This is a genomic window from Aurantimonas sp. NFXS3 (genome assembly GCF_049132005.1).
GTDB lineage: Bacteria > Pseudomonadota > Alphaproteobacteria > Rhizobiales > Rhizobiaceae > Aurantimonas > Aurantimonas coralicida.
Genome location: NZ_JAGDDZ010000001.1, coordinates 931,758 through 954,371, shown reverse-complemented (window position 1 = coordinate 954,371; position 22,614 = coordinate 931,758). Strand labels below are relative to the sequence as shown.

Sequence of the window (22,614 nt, the reverse complement as noted above, 5' to 3'; positions counted from 1 at the left end):
GTCGCTCCTCGCCTTGTGAAGAGCCTATACGCGGCGGCTCAGGCGTTGGTTCCGAGGAGCACCCCGGCGGCCGACCCGGCACTGACCCGGTTCCGTCCCGCCTGCTTGGCCTTGTAGAGATTGACGTCGGCCCGCTTGAAGATCGCCGCGCAGCCGTCGCCCGGCTCCGAAGAGGCCAGTCCCACCGATACCGTGGTGCGCAGCCTGACGTCTCCGACCCGGATGGTGAGCCCCGAAATCGCCTGCCGTATCCGCTCGGCGAAGGAGACAAGGCCGGGCGCCGACATGTTCGTCACGATGATCGCGAACTCCTCGCCGCCGAGGCGGGCGACCACGTCGCGGTGGCGCGCGAAATCCGTCAGGCAGCCGGCGACCGCCTTCAGCACCTCGTCCCCCACATCGTGGCCGTAGGTGTCGTTGACCGCCTTGAACTTGTCGAGGTCGAACAGCAGCAGCCCAACCGGGCGACCGACGCGGTCGAAGGCGACGACATATTCCTCGAACATCCGGTCGAAACAGCGCCGGTTGCGCAGGCCGGTGAGCGGATCGGTTAGCGCCGCCTGCTCCAGATGCTGGGAGCGCTGCTCGAGCGTGCCGGCAAGCGAGCGCAGCTTGCCCTGCTCGCGAAGCTGCGCGCGGATGGTCGGCAGGATCAGGAACAGGCCGGTGCCCAGCGCCACGACGAGGCTGGCGATGGTCGCCGCAAACAGGCTGCTCATGATCGGCGGCTCGCTGTCGCCGACCCGGGCGAGGATTGCCACGGTGACCGCATGTGCTTTGACGGTACAGGCGACCGCAACGACGATCGCAGCCAGATAAAGCCCGACCGAAAGCTCTGCCTTGGTGACCTTCATCGACCGCCCGACTTCCCGATTCTTCCCCATGGGAACTGATACGACGAGAAGCTGTCCGATCGCTTAATGCGATTGCTCAAATCGTCTCGATCGCGGCGATGTCGGGGGACGCAAGCCGCTGCCAGCTCGCATCGAACTGGTTCCGGAACCAGGTCTCCTGGCGCTTGGCATATTGGCGGGTGCGGGTTGCGGCACGGGCGACCGCGGCATCTTGCGCCATCGTTCCGTCGAGCACCGCCGACAGTTCGGCGACGCCGATGGCCTTGGCCGCCGATCCCTCCATCGCGCCGGGGATGGTACGGAACGCCGCGACCTCCTCCAGCGCGCCTGCCGCCATCATCTGCGCGAAGCGCTCCGCGATGGTCTGGCGCAGCACGCTGCGCTCCGGTGCCGTCACGAGCTTCACGCAGGCGGACGGGTCCAGAAGGCCGGGCCGCCGGCCGGTCTGGAGGGCCGACAGCGGCTGCCCAGCCGCTTCGCCCACCTCGAGCGCCCGCACGATCCGCTGCCCGTCGGCCGGGTCGATCCGTTGCGCGGCAATGGGATCGGAGTGGGTCAGCAGGCCGTGAAGGGCCGGAGCGCCTTCCTCCGCCAGCCGGTTGCGCCAGCGTTCGCGGATCTCCGGCGGCACTTCGGGCAGATCGTCGAGAAGACCGAGCAGCGCCTTGAAGTAGAGGCCGGTGCCGCCGCACAGGATCGGCAGCCTGCCGGCCGCGCGGATCTCCTCCAGCACCGGCGCGACGTCGCGAATCCAGGCGCCGACGGAATAGATCCGGTCGGGCGCGACATGCCCGTAGAGCCGGTGCGGCACGCGGGCGAGCGCATCGGCGTCCGGGCGCGCGGTCAGGATGCTGAGGCCATCATAGACCTGCATGGAATCGGCGTTGACCACGACGCCGTCGTGGCGCTCGGCCAGTTCCACCGCGAGGCCCGACTTGCCGCTGGCGGTCGGCCCGGCTATCAGGATCGCCTGTTTTCCCGCCATTTCGGACTGTCGCTTCATGCTCGTCGCCACGCTCATTGCCGCACCGAAGGGTGCCGGTCTGCCCGCTTCCGGCCTCGCCGCGATCGCCGAAGCGATCGGCACGACGCCGGACCGGGCCGCGTGGCTGGCCCCCGGTTATGCCGCCGATCTTCGCTTCGATACGCCGGTGGCCCCGACCTGGCGGCAGGATCTCGCCGCGATCGCGGCCGATGGCGGGTTCGACTGCGTGGTGCAGCAGCACGACCAGCGGCGCAAGCGGATTTTGATCGCCGACATGGATTCCACCATGATCGATCAGGAGTGCATCGACGAACTCGCCGACGCCATCGGCATCAAGGACCGAGTCGCCGGCATCACCGCCCGCGCGATGAATGGCGAGATCGCCTTTGAGCCGGCCCTGAAGGAACGCGTCGCGCTGCTGGAGAAGCTGCCGACCGCCGCGGTTGCCGAGGTCATCGCCGAGCGCATCACGCTGGCCTCCGGCGGTGCTGAACTCGTCGCCACCATGCGCGCCAACGGCGCCTTCACCGCCCTCGTCTCGGGCGGCTTCACCGTCTTCACCGGACCGATCGCGGAGAAGCTGGGCTTCCACGAGAACCGCGCCAACACCCTGCTGCATGAGGGCGACGCCTTCACCGGGCGCGTTGCGGAACCGATCCTCGGCTCCGCCGCCAAGGTCGCCGCGCTGGAGGATTTCGCAGCTCAGCTCGGTGTCGGCGTCGCCGATGCGATTGCCGTGGGTGACGGCGCCAACGATTTGCCGATGATCGAGCGGGCCGGCACCGGCGTCGCGTTGCACGCCAAGCCGACCGTCGCCGCCCGTGCGCCTCACCGGGTCGACCATGGCGATCTGACCGCGCTGCTGTTCATCCAGGGCTACCGGGCCGACGAGATCGTGCGGCCCGGCTGATCGCCCTTCGGACTATTCGATCGGCACGACGACGAAGCGCAGATCGCCATTGCTGGCGGCCAGCAGCAGCAGCGCGTTGCGGCGGCCCTCGTCCTTGAGCTTGGCGATCTTGTCGGCCACCTCGCGCGCGGTCGCGACCTCTTCCTGGGCCACTTCGCGGATCAGCGTTCCGGCCTCGATGCCCTTCTCGGCGGCATTCGAGTTGGGTGCGACGGCGGTGACGACCACGCCCTTGGCGTCCTCGCCCAACGCATATTGCTCGCGCAGCGTCGGATCGATCTCGGTGAGCGTCATGCCCAGCGTTTCTACCGGTCCGGCATCCGTATCGCCGGTCTCGGCCGCGTCCGGGTCGCTCGTCGGCGCTGCGTCCTCGGATTCGGCCATCAGCTTCTCGCCATCCTCCAGCCGGCCCAGTGTCACCTCGACACTGGTCCGCTCGGCGGGCTTGTCGGTGGCGGTCTTGCGCAGAACCTCGACCGCGACGGCCTTGCCGACCGGCGTTTCCGCGACGATGCGCGGCAGGTCGCGCGAACTCTCCACCGCCGTGCCGTCGAAGGAGACGATGACGTCGCCGACCTTCAGGAGGCCGTTGTCGGACGGGCCACCCTCGACGATGCCCATGACCACGGCGCCCCGCGCTTCGCCGATCCCGAGGCCTTCGGCGATGTCGTCGGTCACCGCCTGCAGGCGAATGCCCAGCCAGCCACGCCGCGTCTCGCCGAATTCGCGCAGCTGGTCGATGACGTTGACGGCCAGGTTTGCCGGCACCGAAAAGCCGATGCCGATCGAGCCGCCGGTCGGCGAGATGATCGCCGTGTTGATGCCGACGACGTCGCCATTCAGGTCGAACAGCGGGCCGCCGGAATTGCCGCGATTGATCGCCGCGTCGGTCTGGATGAAATTGTCGTAGGGGCCGGCATTGATGTTGCGGCCGCGGGCCGAGACGATGCCGATCGACACCGAGCCGCCCAGGCCGAACGGGTTGCCGATGGCCATCACCCAGTCGCCGATCCGCAAAGCTTCCGAATCGCCGAATTTCACCGACACCAGCGGCTCTGCCGGCTCCACCTTCAGCACCGCCAGGTCGGTCTTCGGATCGGTGCCGATCAGTTCGGCGTCGAGCTGGGTGCCGTCGGCGAAATTGACGGTGATCGTGTCGGCGTCGGCGATGACGTGATTGTTGGTGACGACGACGCCCGAGGGGTCGACGACGAAGCCCGAGCCCAGCGACTGCACCCGTCGGTTGCCCAGACCGTCCCGGTCCTGCAGGAGGTCGTCGAAGAAATCCTGCAGCGGCGAGCCTTCCGGCGCCTCGAGCGGGGGAACGCCCCGGCCGGCAACATCGACCGACTGGGAGGTCGAGATGTTGACGACGGCGTCGAGCAGCCCCTCGGCGAGATCGGCGACAGAGGCCGGCCCCCGCGCCGCGCCGGCGCCTGGCGCCGTGGTGGCGGGAGCCGGACGGGCTTCCTGCGTCGGGCCATTGTCCACCGGCGGGACCGGCAGCGCCGGAACGGCCGTGTCCGGTGCATCGGCTTGGGTCTCGCCGGTCTCCGGCGCCTCTGTCTGCGCCTGAGCCTCCGTTTGCGCGTGCGCGGCCAGCGGATGCAGGAGTGCCATCGCGGCGACGGCCATTGCCGCCGACGCCTGGCCGGCGGAGCGGCGCATCGTTCCGGTCGTCCGAAGTCTCATGTCAAATCCTCTCGCATCGGCGCGGGACGCGGCTGCCGCGCGACGGCATGGTCCCGTGCGGCACGGCGCACCGCTGATCAAACGCGGCGCCCGTACTCGGGTGAGCGAGACGGGACCGGAAAACCGCGTCCGAATCAAGAAGGTTTCTTGTCGCCGACGCAATGGTGATGAGGAGGGAGCCGGGAGGAGGCCGCCAATCGCGACGCTGCCGGAGGGATGGCAACTCTAGTGTGCGCGGCGGGACACCCGTCCTGCGGGCCGGGCCTAGTGGCGCACCAGCCAGACGATGCCGACACCGGCAATGGCGGCGGCCAGGCCGCCGATCCGCAGCGAGCGGTCCGGCAGCATGGCCGCCGTACGGGCCATGCGCCGGACCCCGTCGGGAAACAGGCAGTAGACGACGCCCTCGATCACCAGAACGAGACCGAGGGCGGCGACGAAATCGCTCACTGGGCGATGGAACCGGTCTGCTCGGCGTTGCCGGACAGATCGCCGGCTGTCGCTGCCGGATTGGTGGCGGTATCGGCGCCAGCATCCGCGGCCGGGGTCGCTTCAGCCGGCGACGCGGTCCCGGCACTGGCGGCCTCTGCCTCCGGAGCCGGGGTGGCCTGCGACGTCGGCGTGCCCGGCGTCATGCCGTCCAGCGGCAGCGCGGTGATCTCGTCACCGCCGTCACCACTGAAATAACGGAAGAATTCCGTATCAGGCGACAGCACCATCGTCGTGCCCGAGTTTTCCAGCGACTCCCGGTAGGCCTGCATCGACCGGTAGAAGTCGAAGAACTCCGGATTGCCGCCATAGGCCTCGGCGAAGATACCGCTTCGTGCGGCCTCGCCCTCGCCTCGCAGGATCTCCGACTCGCGACGCGCCTCGGCCACCGTCTCGACCACGCCGCGATCGGCGGCGGCGCGGATCTCGCGGGCAGCGACCTGACCGCGGGCCCGCAGGCGCTCGGCCTCGGCCAGGCGCTCGGCCTGCATGCGCTCGTAGGTCTGCTGCGAGACCTCCTGCGTCAGGTCCGTGCGCCGGATCCGCACGTCGGTCAACTCGATGCCGAGCGAGGCCGCATCCGGGCGCAACTGGTCACGCACCTGCCGCATCATGTCGGCGCGCTCGGCCGACAGTGCCGCCTCGAAACCGCGCAGACCGTAGACCCGGCGCAGCGCAGCATCGAGACGGGTGCGCAGCCGCTGCTCGGCCGCCGGGATCGAACCCGAGACCGCCTGCAGGAAGCGGGCTGCGTCCGAGATGTTGTACACGAGGAAGGCATCGACCTCGTAGAACTTGCCGCCCGAGACCTGGACGCGGATGTCGTCCAGATCGAAGCGCAGCAGCCGGTCCGGCAGCTTGCGGACCTGATCGGCGCCGACGAAGGACGCCGGCCACTTGAAGTAGAGGCCCGGCTCGTCGACGACGCGCTGGATCTCGCCGAAGCGCAGGACGATCGCCTGCTCCTTCTCGTTGACGATGAAGATCGAGTTCCACACCACAAGGGCGACGATGGCGACCGCAATGGCGATCCCGTAGAAGCGGTTGCTCATCAGTTCGCTCCCTGCTGGACCGTTGCGTTACCGGTGGTCGTATTGCGCTGGGCCTGCGGCTGGGCGCCGGCCGTTCCGGGACGCTGCAGCTCGTTGAGCGGCAGATAGGGAACGACCCCCTGCCCGCCTGCGGCACCCGGCTCGATGATCATCTTGGTCGATCCCTTCAGGACGCCCTCCATGGTCTCGAGGAAGAGACGCTTGCGGGTGATCTCCGGCGCCTTCTCGAACTCGGCGAGGATCGAGCTGAAGCGCTGTGCCTCACCCTCGGCTTCCTGGACGACACGGTTCTTGTAACCGGCGGCATCCTCGCGGATCTGCGCCGCCTCGCCTCGGGCCTGGCCGAGCTGCTGGTTGCGATAGCGGTTCGCCTCCTCGATGAAGCGATCCTCGTCCTGCTCGGCGCGCTGCACCTCGTCGAAGGCGTCGGCGACCTGGCTCGGCGGGGCCGCGTCCTCGATCGAGATGCCGTTGACGCGCAGGCCGGCCTGATACTCGTTCATCGTGTCCTGGGTGATCTGGCGGACCTCCTCGGCGATGCCGGCGCGGTCGTCGCGGAAGACGTCCTGCACCGGACGGCGGCCGACGACTTCGCGCATGGCGCTTTCGGACACCTGCTGCAGCATCGCGATCGGATCGTCGACCTGGAACAGATAGTTCTGCGGATCGTCGACCTGGTAGAGGACGGCGAACTGGACATCGACGATGTTCTGGTCGCCGGACAGCATCAGGCCGGAATTGTCACCGCTCTGGCTGCTGCCGAGGGTGATCTGGTTCTCGACGACCGGCACGGTCTCGACGGTCTCGAACGGCCAGAAGGCGACGTGCAGACCCGGGTCTGACAGTTCCTGGCGCGGCTTGCCGAACAAGAGCTCGACGCCGATCTCGTCCGGCTGGACGGTATAGACGGCCTTGAACAGCCACAGCACCGCGAGACCCGCGACGAACAGGATGCCCCAACCGGCGATCCCGGCCGGAGAGCCCGGACCGCTGCCACCGCCACCACCACCAGGGATGGCGCGCCGCAGCCGGTCCTGGCCGCGCCGCAGGATGTCTTCCAGATCCGGCGAACCGCCGTTCCCACCGGGGCGCGGAGACTGCGGACGCTGGCCCCAGGGGCCGCCGTTGCCGCCGCCGCTGCCGCCGCCTTTCCAGCCGCCATTGCCAGTCTGATTGCTCCAGGGCATCGCTGTCCTTCCAAATTTCAGGGATTTCTGCGGGCGTCGAGCCTCCCGCTTTTCACGCGCAGATCCGTACGACCCTTATAAGAACTGCCAAATCGGCTTTCAACGCGAGTGTGACCAATTTGCCCAGGGGTGTTCGCAAATGGTGAACAATGCGGCAGTTCTGTCCCGCCCAAGGTGGCTCCGGCCGCTATCGGTCGCGCCGGACATAGACGATGAAGCGGCTGTCGGCGCTGTCCTTCGGCCCCCGCTCGCAGGGCTCGTCCGATTCGACCGCCCAGATCGCCGGATCGATCGGCGGAAACACCGTGTCGCCGCTCACATCCACCGCGATCCGGGTCACGTACAGCCTGTCGAGCCGGTCGAGAAACAGACGGTAGATCTCGGCGCCCCCGGCGACGACGATCTCGTCCGCCCCGCGGGCGGCGGCCGCGTCGCGGGCGCGGTCCAGCGCCGCAGCCGGCGTGCCGGCCAGAATTGCGCCCTCATAAGGCACTTGCTCCGCCCGGCTGAGGACGATGCTGTCGCGCCCGTCGAGCACCCGGCCGATCGAATCGAGCGTCTTGCGCCCCATGATCATCGGCTTGCCCATGGTCAGGCGACGGTAGCGCTTGAGGTCGCTCGGCATGCGCCATGGCATTGCGCCGGCATCGCCGATGACGCCGTTCTCGGCCATGGCCACCACCGCGACGAGCGCCGGATTATTCACCGCCATGCCGTCGCCCTCGCCTCTTCGCGCCGTGCCGCGCCCTCGCCGCGCATCAGACTGCCACCTTGGCCTTGATATGCGGGTGCGCCTCGTAGCCTTCCAGCGCGATGTCGTCGAAGCCGAAGGCGAAGAGATCGTCGATCGCCGGATTCAGCGTCAGCGTCGGCAGCGGCAGCGGCGTGCGGGTGAGCTGCAGCTGCGCCTGTTCAACGTGGTTGCTGTATAGATGCGCGTCGCCGAGCGTATGGACGAAGTCGCCCGGCTTCAGGCCGGTCGCCTGCGCGACCATCGCCGTCAAGAGCGCATAGGAGGCGATGTTGAACGGCACGCCCAGGAAGATGTCGGCCGAGCGTTGATAGAGCTGGCACGACAGGCGTCCGTCGGCGACGTAGAACTGGAACAGGCAATGGCAGGGCGGCAGCGCCATCTCGTCGACCAGCGCCGGGTTCCAGGCCGACACCACCAGCCGGCGCGATTGCGGCGTGCGGCGGATCGCCTCCACCACCTTGGCGATCTGGTCGATATGGCCGCCGTCATAGTCGGGCCAGGAGCGCCACTGCGCGCCATAGACCGGACCGAGATCGCCGTTCTCGTCGGCCCATTCGTCCCAGATCCGCACGCCATTGGTCTTCAGATAGGCGATGTTGGTGTCGCCCTTCAGGAACCACAGCAATTCGTGGACGACCGACTTCCAGTGCAGCTTCTTCGTCGTCAGCATCGGGAAGCCGTCGGCGAGGTCGAACCGCATCTGGTGGCCGAAGACCGAGCGGGTGCCGGTCCCCGTGCGGTCGGGCCGATCGGAACCGGTCTCCATGACTCTCGTCAGAAGATCCAGATACTGGCGCATGTCACATACCCTTCCGGGGCCGCAGCCAGCCGGTCGTTCGCTTGTTGGATGAGCCGCGCGGAGCGCCCGCGCCGGCTGGACTAGAGGTCGGCGAGCTTTCCGAGCCGGTCCGCGGCGAGATAATAGACCACCAGGCGGCTCTTCATGCGGTCGCCCTTCATCTGCTCGAGGACGCCGTCGATGGCCTCCCGCGCAGCTTCGGCCGAGACCGAACAGGCCTTCTGCACCCAGGCCGCCGCGCGCTCAACTTCCTTGGGGTCGCCGGCTGATACGGCCGCCGTATCGCGCTTGCTGAGCACGAGCCGAAGGCGCTGCTCGAGCCGCTTGACGCGCTCCTCGTCGGCGTCCGGCTGATATTCCTTGACCTTGGCGAGATAGTCCATGCGGGGCTCCTCGATGGCATGGCGGAATGCCTGCCCGCAGACTTTGTCCGATTCCCTGCGGTTTCGGAAGCGTCATGGGCTTTTCATGGCGGAATCCCCTGCCTATATTGCGCGTGCCGGCTTCGTGCCGGCTATGGCGATAAACGGCCGATGAAATAAACCTTTCGGACCCGGGGGCGGTACCCGGCGCCTCCACCTGAACCCATCCTCTCGCGGCGATCCCGCGGCGATGGGTTCAGGCGGGGGCGAAATAGGATCGACGAGGGTGTAAAGATCGGACTTTTGCTCGGCATGGTTCCGCCGTTATCGGGCCTATTTGTAGTTGCAAACGACAACTATGCGGAAGCACGTCTCGCAGCGTAAGCTGCGCGATCGCTTCAATTCAAGCCCTGGAGGTTCGCACTTCTAGGCGGGGTCCGGAGGCACCTGGCAACAGAAGCCTCCACTTTTACGAGATGGTCCGGGCGGCGCCCGCCACCATCATCAGGCATGCAGGATCGGGACACCGCAATGGGCCAGGATCATATCCGTTACGATGTTCTCGCACAGGACGCCCTGCGTGGCGTCATTCGCAAGGTGATAGGCGAGGTCGTGAAGACCGGCCTTCCCGGCGACCATCATTTCTTCATCACATTCCTGACGACGGCCCCCGGCGTGCGGATTTCCTCGCGGCTGCGCGAGAAATATCCCGAGCTGATGACCATCGTCATCCAGCACCAGTACTGGGACCTGCAGGTCACCGACACCTCCTTCGAGGTCGGCCTGTCCTTCTCCGACATTCCCGAGCGCCTGCTGATCCCCTTCGCGGCGATCCGCGGCTTCTACGATCCGGCGGTGAATTTCGAGCTGGAATTCGACGTACGCGGCATGGATGCGGCCAACGAGCAGTCCGAGGGCGCCGATGACGGCGACGCGGACGAGATGGGGACGGCCTCCCCGCCGGCACAGATCCTGACGCCGACAAAGCTGCAGGCCAAGGAAAAGGTCGCGGCCGCCCCGGCCTCGGACGACGCATCCGAGCCCGAGGAAAAGAAGGACGCCGAAGTCGTGTCCCTCGACGCGTTCCGCAAGAAACCCTGACATCTGCCGGCGCCGCCGGAACCCGCCCATGGCCGACATCGTCAATCTCCGCACCGCCCGCAAGCGCAAGGCGCGCGCAGCGGATGCGCGGGTGGCCGACGACAATCGGCTGCGCCACGGCACGCCGAAGGCCGTCCGGCAGGCGGCCGAGGCCGAACGGACCGACGCGGCCCGCAAGCTGGATGGGCTGAAACGCGAGCGCCGGGATGACCCGGACGCCGGCATGGACGATCCCTCCGGCGATCCTGCATGATCGTCAAACGCTCGGTCGCCATCAGCGGCCACGCCACCTCGATCAGCGTCGAGGACCGCTTCTGGGACGAGTTGCGGCGCATTGCCGGCCGCCGCGACCTGCCGATCGCCGCGATGATCGCCGAGATCGATGCTGCCCGCGATCCGGCCACCAATCTGTCATCCGCCATCCGTCTCTTCGTGCTGGACGACGCCCTCGCCCATCGCGCAAGCGACTGAGCCACGCGTCGATCGAAGCAACCTCCGGCTACTCGTGATACTGCGCGCCCGACGCCCGTCGCGGGGGCCGCTCTGGCTGCGATGAAACCTAGAATTCCAGGGGATTGGCAACGCCGGGCAGCGACGGGAACCGGCTGCTGTCTCCCGGTGGCGCTTCCGGGATCGGGCGGCTGAAATTGACGCCGGGCGGCAGCGTGGAGTCCGGTTCCGTGGGCTCCTCGGGTGCGGCCTGCGGTACCGCTCGCTGCTGGCGGGCCTGCGCGGCAGCGCGTCCGCGCTGTTCCTCCGCCGCCTGCTGCTGTCGTTGCGCATCCTGGCGGCGCTGTTCCGCGGCCGCCGCCGCGTCGCGCCGACGCGCCTCGGCAGCTTCCGCTTCCGCCGCCGCTGCTTGCGCGGCTTCCGCCTCCTCGGCGGCCTTCGCCGCGGCCTCGGCATCCCGGCGGGCCCTTTCGGCCTCTTCTTCGGCAGCCCGGCGCTCTGCCGCGATGCGGGCGGCTTCCGCCTCGCGCCAGCGATAGAACCGCGTCTCGCGCCGCAGCCGCAGCGTTTCCTGCAGGTTTTCCTGCATCGCCTCGACCCGCGCCTGCTCGCGCTCCAGCGCCCGCACCGAGAGGTAATTGGCCAGCGGCGTGACATTGGCGGTCAGGCGTGGCGCGGCCAGCGAACCGGCCACGTCGTAGCTGACGCTCGGGTCCGCCCCCTCCACCCAGTCGTCGCCGGACGCTGCCTCCAGCCGCAATTCCCCGTCCACGGTCGCCTCGCCGAGATCGACGCTGCCATTCATGGTCAGCGTCGCGCCGTCGTCCCGCGCCGTCACCGGCGAGAACCGCACCCGGCCCGCGGTCACGGCGAAATCCGAGGCTGCTTCGGCGATCGCGAAACCGGCCCCGCCGCTGACCATCGCAAGGGCCGCCTGCGTATCGGTGTCGGGGCTGAACCCCTCCTGATCGGCGACGGCGAGCAGTGGCGACAGGAAGGCCTGGGGAACGCCCGGCATGACCAGATCGCGCGCCTCCACGCGGCCCGCGCCGGTGAGGCCCGAGACAAGGGCGGCATAGGACTGGCCGGTGCCTTCCAGCCGGATCGCGGCATCCATGCGCGGATCGGCCTCGAAGGCCGCAAGCGCCGGCCAGACGCTGTCGAGCGCGAAGCCTTCGGTGGCGACATCGAGGGTGACGCGGCCGAGCCCGTCGGCATTGCGCAGGGCGAGCGTTCCCGCCAGCGTGCCACCCGGCAGGGTCAGGCTCGCATCTAAGAACGCCGCCTCCCCGGCCCCGCCCGACATCGTCGCGGAGAAATCCGTGAAATTGTGGTCGCCGGCAAGGACATTGTCGGCCGTCATCCGCAGCGAGAACGGCAGCGAGGGCATCAGGCTGTCGCGGAAGGCCTCGGTCGGCCACTCGTCGCCGCCGAGCCCCTCGGTCATCGGCCGGCCAAAGACGAGATGGGCGATCCAGGGCAGCGACAGGCGGTCGAGATCGACATGGCCCGTCACCGCCTCGTCGACGGCCTTGTCGAGACTGGCCGCGATGCGGGTGCCGGCGACCTCGCCGGAGAGATCGTTGAGGCTCCAGTGGCCGCCGTCATAGACGAGGGCGCCATTGAGCTGCAGCGGCACCGCGTCCAGCGACTGGCCGAGATCGATCGCCCCGGTCAACAGCCACGGCGCCGCGTCCTCGCTGCGCAGATAGGCCGAGATCTCGGCCCCGGAAATGCCCTCTGGCGTGACCTCCAGCAGACCGTCGAGGCTGACCTCGCTGCCCGGCGCCCGCAGCGTCGCGGTGGTCACGACCGGCCCGGTTTCGGCCGCCGATAAGGAGAGTTCCGCCTCCAGCGGCGCCGGCGCGCCGATGTCGATGGCCGGAATGCCGAGCTGCGACAGGAGCACCGTCGGGGCGTCGTTCTCGAGCCGCAGATCGAGGCCGAACCGGCCGCTTTCCGTGCGCGCATAGAGGCCGTTCTCGATGGACGAGGACAGGTCGATCTTGCTGCCGGCAGCGGTGCCGTCGAGCCGCACGAACAGCGTCGGCTTCTTGCCGGTCTCGCCCTCCAGCGTCTCGACCTCGCCCGACAGGGCCAGCGGCGCCAGATGCGCGGCCTGGCTGTCCAGCGTCTTCAGCAGCGGCACGTCGGGGAAGCGTTTCAGGAGGAAATCGAAGAACCGCTTCGGCGCATCCGACTGCAGCGACACCGCCAGACGGCCCTGCGCCTCGCCGGCAAGGTCCGACAATTCGCCCGAGGCGTTGATCGTCGCGCCCGACAGCCCCTCGACCGCGAAGGTGGCGATGGCCAGCGTATCGCCGTCGAAGCTGACATCGGCATCGATCCGGTCGGCCGATGCGTCGCGCAGATTCACCGGCCCGGCGGTCAGCGCCACGTCGAAACGGTCGGCATTGGCCAGCGAATCGGCATTGCCGGTGAAGAGCTGCGACAACGCCATGAAGGCGTCGAGATCGACAGCCTTGCCGTCGAGATCGGCGGTGATCCGTGTGTGGTCGGCCGCGCGCGCGCGTTCCAGCGAGCCGGTGATCCGGTCGCCGCCGACATCGATCTCCATCTCCGAGAAGGCCTGCCGCTCGGCGCTCAGCTCGGCCTTGGCGGACAGTCCGGCCCGGCCCAGCCGGCGGATGGCCGGGTCGATCTCGCCGGTCAGCCAGTCGGCAAAGCCCGAGGGCTGGTTGGAGGCGAGCAGCAGATCGCCGGTAAAGCCGAAGCTCTCGTCCAGATCGACGAGGCCGGTGGCTTCCAGCCGGGTCCGCCCGGGAAGCTGTGCGATCAGCCGCGACAGCGACCAGCCGGTCTCGGTCGGGCTCGCCGCCAGTGTCGCATCGCGGATCATCGTGTCGCCGGCCATGATGACCGGCAGCGAGATTTCCACCGTGCCCGGGATCGTCGGCCGCGGGATCTCGGCAAGGACCGCGCGCATCGCCTCGACCCGTTCGGCAAGCCCGAGAACCTGCGAGGCGTCGCCATTCTCCTCGGCGGCGATCCGGTCCACGTCGATCTGCTCGCCTTCAAGATTGAGATGGAATTTCGGGATGCCAGCGAAATCGAACCGGCCTTCACCGGTCAGGAGATAGGGACGTGTCGCCTCGCCGGCCTGAACGCGGATGTCGCTGACCTCCGCCGCCGTCGGCGACAGGACGATCGCGCCGACCGCCTTCACCGGCATCACGGCGGGCCGCTCAGGCGCGGCTTCCCCGGCCGCCTCGGGCGCTGCCGGCGCGAACGGATCGCGCGCCGCGAGTTCTTCCGCCGTGGCCGAGGCCGGCGGCAGCGGACGGGTCACCGCGATGGCCCCCGCGAAGCCCGGACGGCCGTCCTTCAGGCTGGCGTTGCCGTCCAGCGTCAGCGAGGTCGCCAGCGTCTCGTTCGCCGTCTCGATGCGCACCGGCAGGTCGCCGCCCTCCTGCAGCGTGCCGATGCCGACCGAAAAGGCGATGACCTCGCCGCCGACCACGATGCTGCCGCGCCCGTCCACCGGACCGGCCAGCGAGCCTGCCGAGAGGGTGGCGTTGAGGTCTTCCAGCCGGTGGGTCCGACCGGTCAGACCGTTCTCGACCGTCACTGTGCCGTTCTCGACCGCGACATTCTCCAGCACCACCGTCGCGCCGCGCGGGATCGCCGGCCGCTCGACGACCCAGTCGATCGTGCCGTCCGCCAGCACCGGCACCCGGATGTCCGGCGTGTCGACGGTCATCGAGTAGATGCGGATCTCGCCGGACAGATACGGCGCCAGCTCGGCGTCCATGCGGAAGCGCGCGATGGTCAGGAGCGCCTCGCCGTCGTCGCCGAGCACCGTCACGTCGCCGAAGGTCACCGACGGGAACGGCAACAGCCGCGCCTCGGCCTCGCCCTCCACCACCACCTTGCGGCCGAGAATCTGCGAGGCCTGACGCTCGAAATCCGTGCGATAGGCGGTCCAGTCGATGAAATACGGTGCGAACAACGCGCCGAGCAGCGCGAGAACGAGAAGTCCGCCGAGGAAGACGAAGGCTCTGACCAGTACGGGCTCCTTTTCCTGCTGTTCGTGAAGATGCCCGGTCGACAGGCCCGACAATGGCCGCCGCCGCTTGTCCGACGCTGATCCTAGAGGACGCGGGGGCGGCGCGAAACCGGCGCGGCGCCCGGCGACCGGTCGTCGAACCGATGCGCGCGGCGCAGCGCGCCCTCGCCCGCCCCGGGGCTATCCGTCTGAGATTACGGGAGGATCTTTCCGGGGTTCAAGATATCGAGCGGGTCGAGCGCGTTCTTGATGGTCTTCATCACGTCGACTGCGCCGCCCAGTTCCTTGCGCAGATAGGACCGCTTGCCCTGGCCGATGCCATGCTCGCCCGTGCAGGTGCCGTCCATGGCGACTGCCCGCTCGGCGAGTCGCGCCATGAAGGCCTCGGCGGCATCGATCTCGGCCTGCGATTCCATGTCGAGCAGCAGCGTGACGTGGAAATTGCCGTCGCCGACATGGCCGACGATCGGCGCGACGAGGCCGGCCGCGTCGATGTCGGCCTGGGTTTCGGCAATGCAGTCGGCCAGCCGCGACACCGGCACGCAGACATCGGTCGCGATGCCCTTGGCGCCGGGCCGCAGCGCCAGCGCCGCCCAGTAGAACTGGTGGCGCGCCTTCCACAGCTGCGCCCGGTCCTCGGTGCGCGCCGCACTCTTCAGCGGCCCGCCGCCATGCTCGCCGGCGATCGCCTCGAACATCTCGGCCTGTTCGGCCACCGAGCCCTGCGAGCCGTGGAACTCGACGAACAGCGACGGCTGCGGCTGCAGATCGAGCTGCGAATAGGCGATTGCCGCCTGCATCGACTGGGCGTCGAGCAGCTCGATCCGGGCGACGGGAATGCCGATCTGGATGGTCTGGATCACGGCGTCGCAGGCACTGCGCACGTCCGGGAAGGGACAGACGCCCGACAGGATCGTCTCCGGAATGCCGTAGAGCTTCAGATTGAGCTGGGTGATGATGCCGAGCGTGCCCTCCGAGCCGACCAGCAGGCGGGTCAGGTCGTAGCCGGCGGAGGTCTTGCGGGCGCGGCGCGCGGTGCGGATCAGGCTGCCGTCGGCCATCACCGCGGTCAGGCCGATGACATTGTCGCGCATGGTGCCGTAGCGCACCGCATTGGTGCCGGAGGCGCGCGTCGCCGCCATGCCGCCGAGGCTGGCATTGGCGCCGGGATCGATGGGGAAGAACAGGCCGGTGTCGCGCAGATGCGCGTTCAGCGCCTCGCGGGTGACGCCCGGCTGGACGACGCAGTCGAGATCCTCGGGATGCACCGCCAGCACCTGGTCCATGCGCGACAGGTCGAGCGAGATGCCGCCCTGGGGCGCGTTGACGTGGCCCTCCAGCGACGAACCGGTTCCGAAGGCGACGATCGGCGTGCGGTATTCGGCGCAGACGCGCACGATCTCCTGCACCTCCTCCTCGCTTTCGGCGAAGGCGACCGCGTCGGGCATCTGGTTCGGAATGTAGGTGGTCGAATGGGCGTGCGCCCGCCGCACGTCCTCGCCGGTCACCAGCCTTTCGCCGAAGCGCTGCTTCAGCACCGCGACCGCCCCGGCGATCCCTTCGCGCCTTGCCGGCCGCTCGGCCAGAATATCCGCCAGCGCCATGTCTTTCTCCCTCTCCGTCCCTGCGCCGCCCCCCGGCAGCACCTGCGCGGCCCTTGCCGCATTCCGTTTCGCCGCGTGCTGCGGCACCATCAGCCGGTTTGACTTCCCGCGTCCCGCACGCTTTGCCTGACCCAGCGCCATCTTGCCAGGAGCCACCATGACGTCGCCGACCGCGTTGCCCTATCGTTCAGGATTGATGGCCGTCCGCCCGGAATGGATCGACTATAACGGGCATCTGAACCTTGCCTATTACCATGTCCTTTTCGACAAGGGGATCGACGGCCTGTTCGACTCGATCGGCCTCGGCGAGACCTATCGTGCCGAGCGCGGTTACACCACCTACACGGCGGAAGCCCATGTCTGCTACCTGCGCGAAGTGCCGCCGCAGGCCGAGGTCTACGTGACCTCGCAGATCGTCGGGCTCGACGAGAAACGGCTGCACATCTTCCAGGAACTGCACCACTGCGACGGCTGGGCCGCCGCGACGCTGGAAAGCCTGAGCCTGTCGATCGACCAGCGCGGCGACGCGCCGAAGGTGGCACCCTTCCCCGCCGAGACCTTCGCCCGCGTCTCGGTCGCCGCCGCCGCGCACGCCGAACTCGCCCGGCCCGAGCGCCTCGGCCGGTCGATCGGAATGCCGCGCCGCTGACGCGGAGCCTTCCGCGCAACGTCCTGAGGCCCCCAACAACACCTCGCCCGACCCGACCCAAACCGGCAGATCGTTAACCCGTGATGCTTATGATTGCCGCCGGACACAAGGCGGAGGGGCTGCGCCACGATGGACGTGACGGTAACGTTGAGCGCAGTGAATATCGTCGTTTTCGGCGGTCTTTCGGTGTTGTGCGCGGCGATCTATGCCGGGATGCGGACCGAGCCGGCGCTGGCCTGGCTGGCCGCCGCGCTGCTCATCGGCAGCGTCGAAGTCCTGGTCCTCAGCCAGTTGCAGAGTTCCAACGCCGAACTCGTTGCCATCACCCTGCTTTTGCCGGCCGCCTATCTGTGCGTCGGCCAGTCGATCCGGCTGACCACGCGCAGCGCGCAGCGGCACGGGGCGCTGATCGGCACGGTCGCAGGCCTCGCCGCCGGGTCGCTGGTGCTGCTGGCACTCGACGTGCCCTTCATCTACCAGACCCTGCCGCTGCAGACCGCCTGCGCGATGGCCATCCTCGACAGCGTCTGGCGCCTTGCCAAAGCTGATGAGCGGAGCTGGCTCGATACGGCGCTGGCCGTCGCGCTCTGCCTCGTGTCGGGCATCTTCCTCGTCCGCCTGCCGCTGTTTCCCATGCTCTTCGACGGTACGGCCAGCTACCACGCCGTGAAGACCTCCGGCCTCGAGACCACCCTCCTGACGCTGTCGGGTCTGGTCACGCCGCTCGTGGTCTTCCTGCTGCTCGCCCGCATCATCAGCGGCGTCATCACCGACTACCGACGCAGGTCGGAGCGTGACGCCATGACCGGGCTGCTCAATCGCCGCGGCTTCGACCAGTCGCTGAGCCGCACGCTGAAGCGTGGCGGCGCCGTGATCCTGTGCGACATCGACCATTTCAAGCAGGTCAACGACAGCTACGGCCACGCCGTGGGCGACACGATCATCCGGGCCTTCGGCGATCTGATCGGGCGCAGCGGCTACCGGGCCGGGCGCATCGGGGGCGAGGAATTCGCGCTGATCCTGCCGGATTGCAGCGCGCGGCAGGCGGCCCGGGTGGCCGAGACGCTGCGCCTGACGTTCTACCGCACCGAGCACGAGGCGCTGGCCGCCGGCCACCGGATCAGCGCCAGCTTCGGCATTGCCGGCTTTACCCCCACCGACACGATGGACGCCGTGCTGCTCGCGGCGGATCGCGCCCTCTACCGGGCCAAGGACAATGGCCGCAACCGCGTCGTTATCTCCGCCCCGTCCGAGACCGCAGCCGAACTGCGCCACGCGGCCTGATCGCAGCCGAGGCCCGCCTCGGCAGTTCGTCCATCGGATTCAGAGCGTCGCGTAACCGTCGGGTCCGACTCTCACTTTCCCGAACGCCCCATGCATATGAAAACGGCGCCCGGTGAGACCGGACGCCGTAATCTTGAGATCGAATGCGCTGCGAAGAGCCGGAACGCTACTGCTGCGGCTCCGGCGCCTGCTCGACCGAACCGCTCGGCTGGACGGCAGGTGCGATCTCGGTCTGTGCGGGCTGCGGCGCCGTGTCGGCCTCGGTCTCCGCGGGTGCGTCACCTGCCGGCTCGTCCGCGGCAGCAGGTGCTGCATCGTCGGCCGGAGCCGGCGCGGTCTCGGCGTCGGGGGTTGCCGGGGCCGTGCCGGCGTCGGTCGGCGCTGCCGGCGTGGCAGGATCCTCACCGGAAGCGGCGGGCGTCTCTGCGGGCGCTGCGGCGTCTTCGCCGGCCGCAGGCGCGGCCGCACCATCACCCGCTGCGGGCGCAGCGGCACTGCCGGCGATCTGATCGGTCCCGACCGGCTGGTCGGAGACGGTGCCGTCGGCCGCCGCGACGCGCCAGACCGTGTTGCCCGAATCGTCGGCCACGAGCAGCGCGCCCGTGCCGTCGATCCCGACACCGACCGGACGTCCCCGGGCCTGATCACCGTCGAGGAAACCGGTCACGACATCCTGTGCCATGCCGTCCGGCTTGCCATCGGTGAACGGGACATAGACCACCTTGTAGCCGTTGAAATTGCTGCGGTTCCAGCTTCCGTGCTCGCCGATGAAGGCACCATTGGCATAGGCTTCCGGCAGGGCGGAGTTGTTGGTGAAGGTCAGGCCGAGCGCCGCGACGTGGCTGGACAGCGCATAATCAGGAGCGATGGCTTTCTCGACCATGTCCGGGCGCGGGGGATAGACGCGCTCGTCCACATGGTCGCCGTAATAGCTGTAGGGCCAGCCATAGAAGGCGTCCTCCTTCACCGAGGTCATGTAGTCCGGCACGAGGTTGGGCCCGAGCTCGTCGCGCTCGTTGATGACCGCCCAGAGCTCACCCGTATCCGGCTGGAACGCCAGGCCGTTGGGGTTGCGCAGGCCGGAGGCGAAGACCTTGCTGGCCCCGGTCTCGCGGTCGATCTGCCAGATCGCGGCGCGGCCCTTCTCGGCTTCCATGCCGCGCTCGGCGGCGTTGGAGTTCGAGCCGACCGACGCATAGAGCATCGTGCCGTCGGGGCTCAGCGCCAGATCCTTGGTCCAGTGGTGGTTGATCGGCCCGCCCGGCAGCGGCGTCAGCACCGTGGGCTCGGCCGTTAGCTCGGTCTGGCCCAATTCGTAGGGATAGCTCAGCACCGCATCGGCGGCGGCGACATACAGCGTGTCGTCGACCCAGGCGACGCCGAAGGGCGAATGCAGGCCGGTCAGAAGATCCGTGCGCTCGTCCACCGTGCCGTCGCGATCGGTGTCGCGCAGCAGGGTGATGAGGTTGCTCTCCTTCTGCGGGCCGCTGCTGCCGTGGGACAGCGACATGATCCAGCCGCGGATCACGTCCTTCGGCCGCTCCACCGGCTTGCCCGACGGGCCGCGCGACTGCACCACCAGGACGTCGCCATTCGGCAGCGTGTGGACGGTGCGCGGATTGGCGAGATCGGTGGCGTAGGGGGTGATCGTCAGGCCTTCGGGAACGGTCGGGGTCTGCCCCTCCTCCCAGCCGACGACTTCGGCCACCTTCAGGTCGGGCAGCAGCGCGGTGCTCGGCTCCGGCAGGACCGGATCGGGTCCGATCTGGGACGACACGTCGAAATCGCCGCCCTCGTCGCTGCAGCCGGCAATCGCCAGCAGCACCATGGCACTGCCGCCGAGAATGGCGGTCCGGATGGATGGCTTGCGATTAATCATGGTTACGCACTCCGACGCCGTACTGAAAGACCATCGAACGGCCGAGCCAGGCCGTGACGAAGATGAGGATCACGTTCACGGCCGACAGGGCGAGACCGTAGGGAACGATCGCCGTCCAGCCGTCACCGGCATGGACGAGACTGTTGAGGAAGCCGAGCGCCAGCACGAAGACGGTCCCGATCGCATAGGCCCAGGCGGGCGGCTGGGCCCGAAGGCGCGGCTGGGCGATGAAGTCGACAAGGCCGGCCAGCAGCGCAAAACCACCGAAGATCAGACCGGCGAACAGCAGCCAGGACGAGAAATTGTGCCACATCAGATGACCGGTCTGCCAATAGGCGATGTCGGTCAGAAGGGTCAGGGTGAAACAGACGAACGGAAACGGGATCAGCATCGCGTGGATCGGCTGTCCGCCGACCGTCGCGGTCACTGGAGGGTGCGGGAAATCCATGGAGAGCATCTCGATCTGTCAGGTGGTAAACCACTGACAATACGAGTGGGCCCGTGCTTGGTTCCAAGACCCCGGTGCGAAGCCGGGTGGCGCAGGATTCCGGGCAGATCGACGGACGCCGAGAGCCTGCGCGGCAGGGGCTTCACGCGCCTCCGCAACCACCCGGCATCGGGACGCGTCGTCCCGTACCGGCACACCCCCGATCCGCCTCGATTACCCGTAGTGGTTGCGCACCACGGCGTTGGCCAGTTCCTCCCGGCTGATGACGCCGGCGATGTCCTCGGGCCGCGGCACGCCACGGGTCTCGCTGACGACGATGGCGTAGGAGCGGTTGCGCCGGTTCATCCGGGTGATCACCGTGTTCAGATTGTGGACCGTCGAGGCGAGGATGAACTCCGACGAGCCGATGTCGTCGAGGGTCTGGGTGGCGAAGCGATCGGCCCGGTAGGGAATCGTGCCGAAGCGCACAAAGCCGGTGATCCGGTTGCCATCGGTCAGGATCACCCGCGAGGTCTCGACGTCGATGCGTTTCAGGGCTTCCGAGACGGTCATCGCGCCCGGCAGGATCTCGAAGGTCTTCGACATCACCTCGGTGACCGGCTGCACCATGAACATGTTGGTGGTCCGGTCGGTCGGGATCGGCCGGCCGCGGTTGCGCAGCTTGATCGTGTAGATGTCGGCCAGGGTCAGCGAGCGCCGCACGCCGATGGCGATCGCCACGGCCAGCACCAGCGGCAGGATGATCTCGTAGTCGCGGGTCATCTCGAAGATCATCACGATCGCCGTCATCGCCGCGCTGGTGGCACCGCCGACCATGGCCCCCATGCCGATGATCGCGAAGGTTTTCATGGTCAGGCCGGCGCCCGGCAGGATCGCGTTGCCGATCAGCCCGACCGCGCCGCCCAGAGCCGCGCCCATGAACAGGCTCGGCGAGAAGATGCCGCCCGACGCCCCGGCCCCGAGGCTGAGACAGGTGGCCACGAGCTTGCCGGCGAACAGCATGATCAGCACCGCGACCGTTATGTCGGCGCCGCTGATGATGTCCTGGATGGTGGCGTAGCCCACCGAATATATGTGGTAGTGGCCGGTCCAGGAGAGGAACAGGTAGCCCATCACGCCGACGGCGGTCATGCCGATGACGTTCTGGACATAGGGATTGAGGTTCGACTGCTCGAAGACGTCCTCGGACTTGGCCAGCAGCTTGACGAAGGCCCAGGCGGCGACGCCCATCACCGCGCCGAGGATCGCCGCCAGCAACAGCTCGGCGCCGTTGACCGCGGCGCCCTCCGGCAGGCCGCCCAGTGGCACGATGAAGGCCGATTCGATCCCCATCGCCAGGCGGAAGACATAGGTCGAGGTCGCCGTCGCCACGACCACCGGCAGGAAGGTGCGGGCCGAAATCTCCGGCAGCAGCACTTCGGAGGCGAACAGCACCCCGCCGAGCGGCGTGTTGAAGGTTGCCGCGATGCCGGCGCCCGCACCGGCCGATAGCAGCGTGATCTTCTGGTGGCGTACGAGGCCCAGCGCCCGGCCGAAGGTCGAGCCGAAGGATGAGCCGATCTGGATGATCGGCCCCTCGCGACCGACCGAGGCACCGGTGCCGATGGAGATCGCCGAGGCCAGCGACTTCACCACCGCGACGACGCCGCGCACGTTCCCGTTCTGGTGGTAGATCGCATACATCACCTCCGGCACGCCGTGGCCCTTGGCCTCGGGCGCGAAGCTGCGCACCAGCCAGACGACGACGAGGCCGCCGATCACCGGCACCAGGATGATGCCCATGCCCCACGGGCTCGGCGCGCCATAGGCGTTCGGCTCGAGATGCAGGCTGAGCTCGCCGTAGAAGGCCAGATTGTAGATGAAAGCGATCAGGTACTTGAAGACGATCGCGCCGACGCCGGCGACGATGCCGACCACAAGCGCCAGCAGGAGCATGGCCGGCAGCGACACTTCCCGGTCCGGCGGCGCCTCCGCCTCCGGTGCGGGCGACGCAGCGGACGGGACGGACGGGCTATCGACGGACATGATCACGGGAACGCTGTTGGGATGGATCGGACAGGCTGTAAGTCGCCCTTCTATTCCACCCTC

Annotated in this window: 20 protein-coding genes and 1 other RNA gene; 7 read left to right on the top strand and 14 right to left on the bottom strand. The window is 68.4% G+C overall.

What is annotated here, in order from left to right:
- Positions 1-38: 38 nt before the first annotated feature.
- Both J3367_RS04340 and miaA read right to left on the bottom strand, forming a co-directional pair.
- Entirely contained in the window at positions 39-854 is an 816-nt protein-coding gene (locus J3367_RS04340) for a GGDEF domain-containing protein (protein WP_024348527.1), read from the bottom strand.
- Positions 855-930: 76 nt separating this feature from the next.
- Positions 931-1,857 carry a tRNA (adenosine(37)-N6)-dimethylallyltransferase MiaA gene (gene miaA / locus J3367_RS04335; RefSeq protein ID WP_024348528.1) on the bottom strand — a complete coding sequence of 309 codons (927 nt, stop codon included), beginning with the start codon at positions 1,855-1,857 and terminating at the stop codon, positions 931-933.
- Here miaA and serB point away from each other — a divergent pair.
- The gene (gene serB, locus J3367_RS04330; protein WP_024348529.1) at positions 1,856-2,749 is read left to right on the top strand and encodes a phosphoserine phosphatase SerB; all 894 of its coding nucleotides are present in this window, start codon (positions 1,856-1,858) and stop codon (positions 2,747-2,749) included. The two genes, miaA and serB, sit on opposite strands and share 2 nt — an antisense overlap.
- A gap of 12 nt (positions 2,750-2,761) precedes the next feature.
- On the opposite strand, the gene J3367_RS04325 is transcribed toward serB, so the two are convergent.
- The 7 genes from J3367_RS04325 to J3367_RS04295 all read right to left on the bottom strand — a co-directional run bounded on the left by J3367_RS04325 (position 2,762) and on the right by J3367_RS04295 (position 9,105).
- On the bottom strand, positions 2,762-4,441 hold the full coding sequence (locus tag J3367_RS04325; RefSeq protein WP_244495456.1) for a Do family serine endopeptidase: 1,680 nt from the start codon (positions 4,439-4,441) through the stop codon (positions 2,762-2,764).
- A 264-nt stretch (positions 4,442-4,705) separates the two neighbouring features.
- Entirely contained in the window at positions 4,706-4,891 is a 186-nt protein-coding gene (locus J3367_RS04320) for a DUF2065 domain-containing protein (protein ID WP_024348531.1), read from the bottom strand.
- On the bottom strand, positions 4,888-5,982 hold the full coding sequence (hflC, locus tag J3367_RS04315; RefSeq protein WP_024348532.1) for a protease modulator HflC: 1,095 nt from the start codon (positions 5,980-5,982) through the stop codon (positions 4,888-4,890). The genes J3367_RS04320 and hflC overlap by 4 nt, the downstream gene beginning before the upstream one ends.
- Positions 5,982-7,169 carry an FtsH protease activity modulator HflK gene (gene hflK / locus J3367_RS04310; protein ID WP_024348533.1) on the bottom strand — a complete coding sequence of 396 codons (1,188 nt, stop codon included), beginning with the start codon at positions 7,167-7,169 and terminating at the stop codon, positions 5,982-5,984. Before hflK ends, hflC begins: the two co-directional genes overlap by 1 nt.
- A 187-nt stretch (positions 7,170-7,356) precedes the next feature.
- A complete protein-coding gene (locus tag J3367_RS04305; protein WP_029702455.1) occupies positions 7,357-7,881 on the bottom strand; it encodes a dihydrofolate reductase in 525 nt (174 codons plus the stop codon).
- Positions 7,882-7,927: 46 nt separating this feature from the next.
- A complete protein-coding gene (locus tag J3367_RS04300) occupies positions 7,928-8,722 on the bottom strand; it encodes a thymidylate synthase (protein WP_024348535.1) in 795 nt (264 codons plus the stop codon).
- 80 nt (positions 8,723-8,802) lie between these two features.
- Positions 8,803-9,105: a DUF2853 family protein gene (locus J3367_RS04295; RefSeq protein WP_024348536.1), complete on the bottom strand. Its 303-nt coding sequence runs from the start codon at positions 9,103-9,105 to the stop codon at positions 8,803-8,805.
- 76 nt (positions 9,106-9,181) lie between these two features.
- Between J3367_RS04295 and ssrA the strand changes: the two genes are divergently transcribed.
- From ssrA to J3367_RS04275, 4 genes are all read left to right on the top strand, one after another.
- Positions 9,182-9,552, top strand: a transfer-messenger RNA (tmRNA) gene (gene ssrA / locus J3367_RS04290).
- Between the two features lie 63 nt (positions 9,553-9,615).
- Complete coding sequence (locus tag J3367_RS04285; protein WP_024348537.1) at positions 9,616-10,185, top strand: SspB family protein; 570 nt, start codon at positions 9,616-9,618, stop codon at positions 10,183-10,185.
- Between the two features lie 28 nt (positions 10,186-10,213).
- Entirely contained in the window at positions 10,214-10,438 is a 225-nt protein-coding gene (locus tag J3367_RS04280; RefSeq protein ID WP_024348538.1) for a DUF4169 family protein, read from the top strand.
- Positions 10,435-10,656, top strand: coding sequence for a ribbon-helix-helix domain-containing protein (locus J3367_RS04275; protein WP_024348539.1), 222 nt, complete (start codon positions 10,435-10,437; stop codon positions 10,654-10,656). The genes J3367_RS04280 and J3367_RS04275 overlap by 4 nt, the downstream gene beginning before the upstream one ends.
- A gap of 88 nt (positions 10,657-10,744) precedes the next feature.
- On the opposite strand, the gene J3367_RS04270 is transcribed toward J3367_RS04275, so the two are convergent.
- Together J3367_RS04270 and J3367_RS04265 are read right to left on the bottom strand one after the other, a co-directional pair.
- Positions 10,745-14,716, bottom strand: a complete 3,972-nt coding sequence (locus J3367_RS04270) for an AsmA-like C-terminal region-containing protein (protein ID WP_024348540.1) — start codon at positions 14,714-14,716, stop codon at positions 10,745-10,747.
- A 140-nt stretch (positions 14,717-14,856) separates the two neighbouring features.
- Entirely contained in the window at positions 14,857-16,266 is a 1,410-nt protein-coding gene (locus J3367_RS04265; protein ID WP_024348541.1) for an FAD-binding oxidoreductase, read from the bottom strand.
- Positions 16,267-16,423: 157 nt separating this feature from the next.
- Here J3367_RS04265 and J3367_RS04260 point away from each other — a divergent pair, with 157 nt between their 5' ends.
- The gene (locus J3367_RS04260) at positions 16,424-16,915 is read left to right on the top strand and encodes a thioesterase family protein (RefSeq protein ID WP_024348542.1); all 492 of its coding nucleotides are present in this window, start codon (positions 16,424-16,426) and stop codon (positions 16,913-16,915) included.
- 156 nt (positions 16,916-17,071) lie between these two features.
- Positions 17,072-18,199 carry a GGDEF domain-containing protein gene (locus J3367_RS04255; RefSeq protein WP_024348543.1) on the top strand — a complete coding sequence of 376 codons (1,128 nt, stop codon included), beginning with the start codon at positions 17,072-17,074 and terminating at the stop codon, positions 18,197-18,199.
- Positions 18,200-18,365: 166 nt separating this feature from the next.
- Here J3367_RS04255 and J3367_RS04250 read toward each other — a convergent pair whose 3' ends face one another.
- The 3 genes from J3367_RS04250 to J3367_RS04240 form a co-directional block, all read right to left on the bottom strand.
- Positions 18,366-20,078: a PQQ-dependent sugar dehydrogenase gene (locus tag J3367_RS04250; RefSeq protein ID WP_024348544.1), complete on the bottom strand. Its 1,713-nt coding sequence runs from the start codon at positions 20,076-20,078 to the stop codon at positions 18,366-18,368.
- Complete coding sequence (locus J3367_RS04245) at positions 20,071-20,535, bottom strand: DUF2231 domain-containing protein (RefSeq protein ID WP_009209083.1); 465 nt, start codon at positions 20,533-20,535, stop codon at positions 20,071-20,073. The genes J3367_RS04250 and J3367_RS04245 overlap by 8 nt, the downstream gene beginning before the upstream one ends.
- Before the next feature lie 204 nt (positions 20,536-20,739).
- A complete protein-coding gene (locus J3367_RS04240) occupies positions 20,740-22,551 on the bottom strand; it encodes a chloride channel protein (RefSeq protein WP_024348546.1) in 1,812 nt (603 codons plus the stop codon).
- Between the last annotated feature and the right edge of the window lie 63 nt (positions 22,552-22,614).